8 protein-coding genes and 1 pseudogene are annotated in these 10,592 nt (G+C 62.7%); 7 read left to right on the plus strand and 2 right to left on the minus strand.

The genetic code is table 11. The features are described 5' to 3' along the window. Together F3H98_RS30245 and F3H98_RS30250 are read left to right on the plus strand one after the other, a co-directional pair. Positions 1-519 (plus strand): ISAzo13 family transposase (locus tag F3H98_RS30245; protein ID WP_149764178.1); only part of this gene is annotated, 519 nt, incomplete at its 5' end. 15 nt (positions 520-534) lie between these two features. Further along, a complete protein-coding gene (locus F3H98_RS30250; RefSeq protein ID WP_149764180.1) occupies positions 535-924 on the plus strand; it encodes a hypothetical protein in 390 nt (129 codons plus the stop codon). A gap of 49 nt (positions 925-973) precedes the next feature. On the opposite strand, the gene F3H98_RS30255 is transcribed toward F3H98_RS30250, so the two are convergent. Further along, a complete protein-coding gene (locus F3H98_RS30255; protein ID WP_149764641.1) occupies positions 974-1,279 on the minus strand; it encodes a hypothetical protein in 306 nt (101 codons plus the stop codon). A 9-nt stretch (positions 1,280-1,288) separates the two neighbouring features. Between F3H98_RS30255 and F3H98_RS30260 the strand changes: the two genes are divergently transcribed. The 3 genes and pseudogenes from F3H98_RS30260 to F3H98_RS30270 all read left to right on the plus strand — a co-directional run bounded on the left by F3H98_RS30260 (position 1,289) and on the right by F3H98_RS30270 (position 8,765). Then, a complete protein-coding gene (locus tag F3H98_RS30260) occupies positions 1,289-2,047 on the plus strand; it encodes a hypothetical protein (protein WP_149764643.1) in 759 nt (252 codons plus the stop codon). Positions 2,048-3,214: 1,167 nt separating this feature from the next. Next, positions 3,215-3,412, plus strand: a pseudogene (locus F3H98_RS30265) (DDE-type integrase/transposase/recombinase); the annotation flags it as partial. Positions 3,413-3,716: 304 nt separating this feature from the next. Beyond that, on the plus strand, positions 3,717-8,765 hold the full coding sequence (locus F3H98_RS30270) for a shikimate kinase (protein WP_244622015.1): 5,049 nt from the start codon (positions 3,717-3,719) through the stop codon (positions 8,763-8,765). 14 nt (positions 8,766-8,779) lie between these two features. Here the strand turns inward: F3H98_RS30270 and F3H98_RS30275 are convergent, their stop codons facing one another. Next, complete coding sequence (locus F3H98_RS30275; protein WP_149764646.1) at positions 8,780-9,478, minus strand: IS6 family transposase; 699 nt, start codon at positions 9,476-9,478, stop codon at positions 8,780-8,782. Positions 9,479-9,555: 77 nt separating this feature from the next. On the opposite strand from F3H98_RS30275, the gene F3H98_RS30280 reads away from it, so the two are divergent. Continuing rightward, a complete protein-coding gene (locus F3H98_RS30280; RefSeq protein WP_188130652.1) occupies positions 9,556-9,840 on the plus strand; it encodes a hypothetical protein in 285 nt (94 codons plus the stop codon). A 189-nt stretch (positions 9,841-10,029) separates the two neighbouring features. Continuing rightward, a partial coding sequence (locus F3H98_RS30285; protein ID WP_425294897.1) for an ISAzo13-like element transposase-related protein occupies positions 10,030-10,592 on the plus strand: 563 nt, incomplete at its 3' end.

The raw sequence follows: 10,592 nt of genomic DNA on the forward strand, positions 1-10,592 counted from the left end.
GACACCGGAGCCTTCGCCGTCGAGAGCATCCGGCGCTGGTGGCATGCCTTGGGGAAGACCCGCTATCTCAGCGCGACCAGCCTCCTCATCACCGCCGATTGCGGTGGCAGCAATGGCGCGCGCGTGCGCTTGTGGAAGCGCGAACTTCAGACCTTCGCCAACGAAACCGGATTGGCCATTACTGTCGCCCACCACCCACCCGGTACGAGCAAGTGGAACCGTATCGAGCATCGCCTCTTTGCCTTCATCACGCAGAACTGGCGCGGCAAGCCGCTGATCAGCCACGAGGTCATCGTCCAACTGATCGGAGCGACGACGACGGACAAAGGCCTCGATGTGCAATGCTGCCTCGACGAAAACGCGTATCCCAAAGCGATCAAGGTCTCCGACGCCGAAATGGCCGCCATCAACCTTGCCCGCGACGACTTTCACGGCGAGTGGAACTATACGATCTCACCACTGCCATGCACATCGATTGACCATGGATCTTCGGCTCCCAGCGCAAACCGCGCGATCTAGGGTTCTCCTCAGCCCATGGACCTCAAAGACAGCAACCGCCCATCTTACAATCAAGAGCACAAGATGATCGATGATCCTGAGAAAACCGATCTCCTCATCTCCAAGCTGAAGGATTTGTTACCGATCGACGCAGCCATCACCAAAGATCTTCAGCGTAGCCTCGCAGCAAAATCGCCCGAGATCCCAATTCCCGCAAGGTGTCAGGTGGTCGACGTGCTGAATCTCGGCGACGAGGGCGGCGTTGCCTGTTGCCTCGACATCGGCGGTGACGACGCGGCGGCTGTCCATATCGTCTCCATCACCCACCTCCTCTTCGATCGCCGCTTTCCGCTGTTCCGCGACATCGATACCTACCAACGCCGGCGCATCAAAAAACTCAAGCGGCAGCGCGGCCGCGGCTTCTGACGCCATCAATCGCGGCGCGTCGATCCAAATTCCTCCCGCTTACCGGTCATCACATGAAGCGTTTGTTCCGCGCCGAGCCCTTAGCCCAACGCAAAGCCTTCAACAGCAACGGCTGAAACTGATACTGCAGGAGGATCTGCGACCCGGCGCGTTTGAGCGCCTCGTCGCCGCCCTTATCAGCCGTCTGCTCGACGTTGGGATCGCCGTCGCCAGGTCGGGCTTCCAGTTTGGCGGCGATTCTGGTTCGGGGGGCCGCGAAGGTCGCCGTTTCCGTGTCGAAGCCAAACGCTACGCCGACGGAACGTCTTTGAGTCCGAGGGAGCTCCTTGGCGAAATCGATCAGGCGGTACAGCACGACCCGGCGATGGAAGCATGGTTCCTGGCAGCGACCACGGACGTCCCGGAGCAAGTTGAGAACCAGCTTCTCGTTAAAGGCAGCCAGCTCGGCGTCCCCGTCCTCGTCATCGATTGCAAGGGCGACGGCGACGTATGGAGCTTGGTCGCGCTCTGTACGGTCGATCCGGACGTCGTGGAGGTGATGGCGAACAAGGAGGCCGCTGAACTTGCCCGGCTCCTGGTGCCCCCTGCCGCGAGCTCGCTCGAGCGGCTCCGCCGCGAATGCGCCGCCTGGCAGCTGGGCTTCGACAGGCTGCGCGCGAGCGCGTTGGACGAGCTCAATGCGATCTGGCGGGAATCGCGCACAGCCGTCGCCAAGCTTGGGCAAGATGCTGCCGGCGGCAGTCGTCGCGACTTCATCCCTCGGACAAGCGTCAAGGACGAGCTCGACCGTTGGTGGAACTCGGCGGCCCCCGACGCACCCGCTGCCGTCATAGGCCTCGACGGAGTGGGCAAGACCTGGGCTTGCCTGGACTGGATGATCAGCAAATCCGACCTTCTGCCGATCCCGATTGTCGTCCCCGCGTCGGCACTTGCCGGCCGCGCACTCGGCAACGCCGTAGACGTTCAGCGGTTCCTCGGCGAGAAGCTGTTTGAAATGACCGGCGCGAGGGATGCCAATCACTGGCAATTGCGGCTCGGCCGGCTTCTCAACAGGCCAGGAGCGGAAGGCCCTGTCCTGGTTCTGATGCTCGACGGCCTAAACCAGGATTCTTCCGTACCCTAGCTGTCGCTGTTCAGGATTTTGCAGGACGGTGCGTTTACCGGCAGGGTCCGGGTCATAGCTTCGACCCGGTCCTTCCATTTTTCCGAGAAGTTGAACTCGCTGACCACCCTTGTCGCCCGCGCGGTGCCGGTCGAGGTTGACCTTTACGACCTGCCCGAGCTCGATGCCAAGCTGGCGTTGGAGAATATCGAGCGGGACAAGCTCCACCCCGATCTTGTTCCGCTCGCCAGGCTGCCTCGGCTGTTCGCGCTAGTGGTGAAGTTTCGCGAACGCCTGGTGGAGGCTGGCGCGATAACCACCAACCGGTTGCTTTGGGAATACGGCAAAGACACGCTTGGCTGCCAGAACGGCCGCGCCTTCAGCGAACGGGAATGGCGCGAATGGCTGCATCTTTTGGCCAAACGGGTCCTTAGCGACGGTGCCAGCTTCACCTACCGGGACCTTGCCGAAAGCGCAGCAAGCCGGGATCTGGCGCCCCGCGACGTCTTCTCGCGCATCAGCGACCTCGTCGACGGCAGCTTCGTTGCGGCAAAGCCGTCTGGATTCGAGGCGACGTCCGTGATCGTCAGCCACGCTCTGGGCCTGGCGCTGCTCGGCCATTTGGACGAGATCGCGCCGGGCGATCAGCAGACGGCGCTGGACAAGTGGCTCGATGCCATTGCCGGCCTTGATGAACGTGCCGAGATCCTGCGTGCGGCTGTGTCAATCATGGTGGCCCGCTCTGCGTTGATGCCATGCTACGCAACCGCAGTGCTGGCGGCGTGGCTACAGACCCAGAATATCCCTGCCGCCCACCAGTTGGACCTCGTCGGTCTGGCGGAACCCTTGGTCGACGAGATCTTGTCGGCGATCCCCTTGTTCACCTACGCCCAGGCGGCAGCCCGGCAATCCGCCGTCAAGGCGATCCGTTCGCTGCGGCATGACAATGCCGACCACTGCAGGCGCGTCGTGGAGAAGGCGGCCGAATGGCTGCGGCATGTTCCGCGTGGCGTCGAGCGCAACGAAACCAGCAAGGAGGCCGAGGCGCGACGAACAAGGAAGTTTGTCTCGCGCATAGGCGTTGACAGGTCGGGGCCCGTGACGGTGTTCGGCGTGCCATTGATCTTGATTGACCATACCGCACTTGCCGCCACCGAGACGATCCCGGCGCGCCTGCAGTGGTCGGCATTGTCATGCCGCATCGAACAGGATCATAGGCGGATCAAGTGTCGCGTCCGGTCCATGCTCAGCTTCAAGTCAACGACAACCGCCGAAATTATCCTCTCGGGCATCGAGATGGTTCATATGATGCGCAAGCGACAGGCGAGGTTTGCCTACGATCCGACGCCCTCCATTGCCAAGCAGTTCGAAATCCTCGCCGCATGAGCGCCGCCTAACGCTCAACCTGCCTTTGCCACCTCAGCTGGAGTTTGCGACGGAACCATAATGAATGCCTATTTTTCTGTAGTGAACTTTCAGTGTAGCGGTGAATGCTGCCGATCTCTCAGGAGTCCACTCTCAGCCATGCATGTCGCGGCCCAGGAGGGGCGGCCGCCTTTTATTCGAGGCAAGGGAATGGCTCAGCATTGGCTGCCGAGGCTAGAGAATGTCTGTCTGATCGAGGGAGAGTAATGTGAATATTCATGGCAGCGGCTTTTTACCGGACGCCGACTCTTGGAATAGATGGTACATGCAGCAGGCATCGCAGGCCGAGCCTGCTGAGCACCAGAGCGTTGAAGAGCATGCGGCGGATCGACCGGGGCCCTCAACACAATTTGTCGACCCGGCGTCGCCGGACTCAACCTGGGTGCGAGATTTGCCAACGCCGTTTTGGCATGGAGGGGATCAAGCGGGCCAGCCTCCCGCCGATAGCTGGAATACGTCGAACTTCTCGCCGATACCGGCCTATCCGCCATTTGTCGATTCGGTGTCGTTGGACTCAACCTGGGTGCGAGATTTGCCGACGCCGTTTTGGCATCGGAGAGGGAATACGGGCAGCACCGGAGAGTTGGTCGGACAAGCAGGGCGTCCTGATAGCGAAGGAGGCCCGCACCGCATCTCCGACGCAATGTCGGACCAGCAGAAGACGCGCGAAGCGACGCTTGCCATCGCCGGCGCGGTGGTTGCCCGCGACGGCAATCTCGACGGATTCTCGGATCAAGAATTGGCCAATCTGGTGAACGGTTTCGGCAAGTGGCCGGAAGAAGAACAAGCACGCAAGGCGATCGTTGCCATCGCCGGCGAGCTCGGTTCCAAGGGCCGTCGCTTCAGTACTTTCAGCACGCCTGCGCTAGTCAGGATCGCCAACGGTCTGTCGCGGGGTATCGAGGGGGGAGAGACCGCCGGCGAGGTCGCCGAACCCGCCTTGCTGAAGGACCGGCTGCATCAGCTGGCGCACTACCTCCAATATGCCGAGGATTGGCTGCAGCAGGCCGATGTCCATGCCATCGCGAGTATATTCAAGGCGTTGGGCAAGGCGCAGTTGTTGGACGATCTCGGTGCGCTGGCACAGCCGGGGCTGCACAGGCTCGAGGTGTTACGTGCCGCTCCCGGGTTTAAGCTCGACAACAACCTCGAGACGATGGGCAATCTTTGCGCCTCCCTGCTGCCACTAGCTCGCAGCCCGAAGCCGGTGTTGCGCTGGCACCGCAGGTCGGCGCTGAACCTGCTCAACGCCATCCAGCCGGTGGTGGAACACAAGATCGATGCCCATCTCAAACCAGGCCAGGCCGAGCACACCAGCGGCGCCAATGCAAGCCGCTGCCCGGCGCTTTCGATCTATCAGGTGCTCAAGACCCGGGCGGTGCTGGAGACGCTCTACCGGCGGCCCTATATCGACGGCGACGAGCTCGCCTTGCAGGCCAGGCAGGAAGAGCTGCACGGCAAGACCAGGCAGATCCTGGACAGTGCTCGCGCCCTCATCTACGCCGACCTTTCCTACATGAGCTGGAGCGTGATCGCCGAGATCGAGGCGAAGGAGCCGCTCGAAGCGCTCGACACCTTCATGGCGCAGAACGCATCGATGATCCAGGCCCAGCATGCAGCCGCCAGCTTCGATGTCCATCGGGTCCTTCAGGCCATGGACCACGAGCCGAGACCGCCGCAAGGCGATGCCGGACTGATGCGGCTGCCGGTGGTCGACATGCAAGGCCGGCCGCTGGCCAGCGAAGCCGAGTTGCGCTATTCCATTTTCCACCGCTTGACGTCGGGCGCGGTGAAGGTGGTGGCGGTGCAGCTAAAGGGAACTCCGACTGGCGCCATGCTGACACGCACGTTCACCGTGGAGGGCGTGCCCTACCGCATGGACCTGTTCGGCGGCAGCAAACTGAAGCCGCCGCAAAAGAGCCTGAACCAGCTTGCCTGTCAACTGCCCTTCGCGGCCGAAGAGGCCCCAAGCGGCAAGCTTTTGGCGATCCCCTATGCCGAGACGGCTCCGGGTACGGCCTTTGAGCAGCTGTCGCGGGCCTGGGCGCCGTTCAAGGAAGCCTATTACTATACCCAGCGCCGCGGATTTGCCGCGCCGCCGGGCATCCCCGACGTTGGCCCGCATGATTATGCGCTGGAAGGGTGCTTCAAGCTGTCCCTTCTGCCCGACCGCCCCGCAGGCGCAGTGCATCCCTTCCGGTTCGAGGGGCGAGACGGCGAGATCGCCTTGCGGCCGCATGACGGCTGCGGCTTCATCAGGGCCTCACTGGCCGAGCGCATGCCGGCCATTGCCCGGGCTCGCCACGACGCTCCCGAGCGGATGCCTGCTTATGCCGATAAAAGGCAATCGGCGGTACCGCCCTCGGCGCTGCAACATTATCCGCGCAGCGTCGAGGTGGCACAGGAGACCCGCGAGAAGGCTCTGGCTTGGCTCGAAACCCATCAAAGCCTCACCGCCGAGGAGCTGTTCCGGACGGTCACGGGCGGGCATATCGAGGGTTCGAGCGCTATCGCCGTGCCGTCCAGCGACGAATGCCTGCATGTGCCGACGGGCAAGAGCAAGACCTTGACCCGTGACGCTGGCGTGCTTGTCGGACGCTCCCCCTATGACAAGCCCAACCTGCGCCCGTTCGCCGCCGACCGGGTCAGGTCGGCGCGCGATGGCGATCGGACCGCGGCGTTCCTGGATCGGTGCGTGGCCTTCCAATACAGCTTCAACGTCGCGCACAGGTCGGGGGCTGGGCTTGCCGCCGACGATCCGACCTTCTTTGCCAAAGGCATCTTGATCGTTGTGCCCGACGAAATGTGGCCGGCGGACTTCGCCGAGCGCGGGGTGGTGATGTCTGCCGAGGACGTAAAGTGCCATTCGCGCTGGCTGGAGGAAAAGGACCGGGTCAAGGCCGACACCGCGCTCGAGTGCGTCGGCATCCTGCAGGCGACGGAGGTGTTCGCGCCCGGCTCTTTGGTTGCGGTTCCGAGCGCCGAACAAAAAAAGCTCGACGGCGATTTTGACGGCGACACCGTCGTCATCATCGGCGACCAGCCTCGCCTTTACGAGCATGTGCGCCAGTTCGACGCGCAGCTGCAGGCGCGCGGCATCGCCTCGATGAAGCCGCCGAAGTCGCACACGCCGGCCATTGAGAAAGGCGGCTACCAGTTCAGCCGGTCCAAGCAGATCCTGTCGGCCACCGGGCTGGTGCTGGAGACCTACAGCTGCCTGCAGCGCAACGTGCTGGCGCAGCCGCTGGAGGCGCAACGCTGGTTTGCCGAGCGTGCCATCTTCGGCACCTACGAGGGCATTCATCATGAGCTCAAGGCCGACATCCGCGCACTGTTGCAGGAAGATCGGCCGGATGGCCAGACCCTCCATGAGCTCATCGCCAGGGCGGGGGAAGACAGCAAGGCCGCCAGGCATCCCGTGGCCCGCGAACTGGCCGCGTTGCTAGTGGCCGAGCTCCAGGACTGGAACCTGCAGCTCAATAGCGAGCCGGCTCATGAGCAGTCGGACGTCAAGCAGCAGTTAGCGCGATCCGTGGCCTCAACCGGCGCGAAGCCTGCCGTCAGCGCCGACGCCGGCGCGCTCTTCCCGAAACTCAGCGAATCCTATCCGGCAATCGCTGACGCCAGGAAGCGCATCGACTTCCTGCTCAATCACTACCAGCCGCGCATTGATCCGCGGCCCGACGGCTACAACCCGGACGATCTGCATGAAAGCGCCATCAATCTGTTGAGCGTCGGCATCAAGGTCGGCACGGACGCCTACAAGTCCGATACCGGTGCGCGGATGTTCATGCAAAAAACCACCGGATTGCAGCGGCTCTTGGAGCAGAGGCCGGGCTTCAAGCCGGCGCCCTATGTCAAGGCGCAGGCGGCAAAGCTCCACCAGGGCCGGTTCGACGTCGATGGCAGCCTGGCGGATCTGAAGGACAACCCCACGCTGGCGGCCTCGGTCATGGAGGCCTCGATCAGACTCGCCGTCGAAAAGCGCATCCTGCCCAGTGCCTTAGCAATCTCGGCTGACGAGGACCCCGCCAGCAGGATAACGCTGAGCAGCGAACAGGCCCTGGAGCACGCCAGGCTCGAAGCCGCCCCCGCCGATGCGCAAGAAAGCGCGATTACCGAAACTGTGCACGCGGTTGCCGAGCTTTTGCGGCATGACGGCATCGAGGTGAAGGTGCCGCATCTTGACCAACGGTCGCGCGGGCAGGTCTGGATAGCCGACGAGTTGACCGGCCAGAGCGTGAGCGCGGCGCCGGAGGCCCAACTGGTCACCAATGCCGTGCGCCATGTCTTCGAGATCCCGGACGAGGCTTTTACGCGCGCCTTCAGGAAGGCGGTACTGGCCTTCGAGGAGCGGGACTGCAGCGAGGTCGAGACCACCAACTGGTTCACCAGGATGGACACGCCGCGGTTACGCGGCGTTCACACGGCGTTCAGAACCGCGCAGAACTATCGCTTCGAGGTCGAGTTCCATACGCCGGCCAGTTACCGGGCCGAGCTCGCGCAGCGCGCGCAGAGCGAATGCGAGCTGGTCCCCATTCCCCATGGTGCCTGGGAGATATTACACTGGGGCTCGTCAGGAGAAAGCAGGTCGAGGGCGGCAGGGGCCTCCAGGTCGCTCACCGTCGCAAGACAACAGATTGCGGTCGCTCGCTCGCCGCAAGCCGGCGAGATCCGCGCGGCCCTCGGTACGCGGCCGGTCGTGCTCGTCGGCATGCCGGCGAGCGGCAAGTCGACCATCGGCGCGCAGCTTGCCAAGGAGTTGGGGGTGGAGTTTGTCGACATCGATAAGCGTATCGTCGCCGAGCACGGCAATCTGATGGAGATGTTCGCCGACCCTGGCCGCGGCGAGGCGCACTTCAGGGACCTGGAGACCAAAGAGCTCGCCAAGCAGTTGGAGAGGGGGCTCATCGTCATCGCAACCGGCGGCGGCTGCTTTGGCAAGGAGTCCAATCAAGCCCTGATCCTTAATAAGGCGGTGTCGATCTGGCTCGACACCGAGCTGAAAGAGCTCCGCAGGCGCCTCAAGAAGGACACCAGCCGGCCGCTGCTGCAAGGCGCCGACATCGAGCAGAAGGTTGACCAGCTGTACGAAGAGCGCAGTCCGTTCTACCAAAAGGCCGATATCAGGTTGCCCCTCGTCCCGCCCTTTCAAAAAGACAAGAAGGACGCCCGCATTTGCGTGAAGGAACTCTACGCTTTCCTGTGCAGCGACAGAGAAGCCGCTCTGCCCGCTGCCGAGATATCACATGTCTCCGGTGCTTCCGGCACGGTTCCGTCGCAAACTCCAGCTGAGGTGGCAAAGGCAGGTTGAGCGTTAGGCGGCGCTCATGCGGCGAGGATTTCGAACTGCTTGGCAATGGAGGGCGTCGGATCGTAGGCAAACCTCGCCTGTCGCTTGCGCATCATATGAACCATCTCGATGCCCGAGAGGATAATTTCGGCGGTTGTCGTTGACTTGAAGCTGAGCATGGACCGGACGCGACACTTGATCCGCCTATGATCCTGTTCGATGCGGTTGTTTAAATACTGGCTCTTGCGGATTCTGATCGGCTTCAGTGCTCGTCGCGATCGATCCCGCAGGCGATTTTCAAGATCGCAATATCGGATGGCCTCGTGATTGGTCTGGCTGCCGTCGATGACGATGCGTTCCGGCCTGCCATGGCGCTGCAGGGCCTTCCGTAAGAAGCGTTTGGCCGCCGGCAGGTCACGGTTCTCGCTGAAGAAGAACTCGACCGTGTCGCCCACGCTGTCGACGGCGCGGTAGAGATACATCCAGCGACCGCGCACCCGGACATAAGTTTCATCAACGTGCCACTTGCCCGTGACCGGACGTTTTCTCCGGTTGAAGCGTTCAAGCAGCAGCGGCGAAAAATGCACGACCCAGCGGTGCACAGTGGAGTGGTCGACGTGAATGCCGCGCTCGGCCATCATCTCTTCCAGATCGCGCAGGCTGAGATTGTAGGCCAGATACCAGCGAACGCACAGCAGGATCACGGATCGATCAAAATGGCGGCCTTTGAACATGACAAACTCCCGGAAAAAAGAGCAAGCGTCATGCAGCAAATGACCTTTTCGAAAAGTTTGCGACAGAACCCCGCCAGGTGGCGCTGCACTTTGCGACGCCAAGGACACAGTTCGTCGGCACAGCGGAACAGGTCGCCGACGCGTTCCAGCGCTGGCTGGAAGAACGTGGCTCGGACGGGTTCGTCGTCAACGTGTCGCTGCCGAAAGAACTCGAAGTCTTCGTCGAGACCGTCGTCCCGATCCTGCAGACGCGCGGCATCTACCGCACCGAGTATGAGGCTGAGACGTTCCGGGGAAACCTTGGAATTCCGGTGCCGCCCAACCGCCATGCGGTGCTCGGCGTGGCTGTCGCCGCCGAATGACCTTTTCCCGTGTTCCCCAGATAGATCCCCTCACAAACTAAGGGTCTGACGCGAGATAACCGAATCAGGGTCGGCATGGTGTGATGTGGCGGGGCTGTTTGGGCAGCCCGTGCTGGTGGTTGCGCGGAGAGGGCTGGACGCGTTGGCTGTGATCTGATTCGGTGGTGCGATGATCTCGGGCCAATCTGGATGATCGATGCGGATGCCATCAAGGCGCGCTTTAAGAGGCTGGCGCCCTATCTCGACGAGCGTGCGCGGCGGCTGTTTGCCGCGAATGAAGCGCTGACGGCGGGATGGGGCGGTATCACGGCCGTGTCGCAAGCGACGGGGGTGGCGCGCAGCACGATCGGGCGCGGTCTTGTGGAGTTGCGGAGCGGGAATGCCCAACCGACCCGCCGCATTCGCAGCCCGGGCGGCGGTCGCAAGCCGAAGACCGAGACTGAACCCGGGCTTCTGGAAGCTCTGGAAGAGTTGGTGCAGTCGGCGATCCGCGGCGATCCTGAGGCAGCGCTGCGGTGGGTCAGCAGGAGCCAGCGCCACCTCGCCGGCGCGCTGGCTGAACGCGGTTTCACCGCCAGCCAGAAGCTGGTCGGTCGGTTGCTGCGCCGGCTTGGCTTCAGCCTTCAGGGCAACAGGAAGACGCGAGAGGGTGCTTGGCATCCTGACCGCGATCGGCAGTTTGAACACATCAACAACAAGATCAAACAGTTCCAGAATGGCGGACAACCCGCCATCTCCGTCGATACCAAGAA

It is taken from the genome of Neomesorhizobium albiziae, from assembly GCF_900114255.1.
Lineage (GTDB): Bacteria > Pseudomonadota > Alphaproteobacteria > Rhizobiales > Rhizobiaceae > Neomesorhizobium > Neomesorhizobium albiziae.

What these genes read in the sequence shown, in the direction of transcription:
- F3H98_RS30275 (WP_149764646.1), bottom strand. Translation starts at nt 9,478, where the DNA reads ATGTTCAAAGGCCGCCATTTTGATCGATCCGTGATCCTGCTGTGCGTT.
- F3H98_RS30270 (WP_244622015.1), top strand. Translation starts at nt 3,717, where the DNA reads ATGCAGCAGGCATCGCAGGCCGAGCCTGCTGAGCACCAGAGCGTTGAA.
- F3H98_RS30260 (WP_149764643.1), top strand. Translation starts at nt 1,289, where the DNA reads ATGGAAGCATGGTTCCTGGCAGCGACCACGGACGTCCCGGAGCAAGTT.
- F3H98_RS30250 (WP_149764180.1), top strand. Translation starts at nt 535, where the DNA reads ATGGACCTCAAAGACAGCAACCGCCCATCTTACAATCAAGAGCACAAG.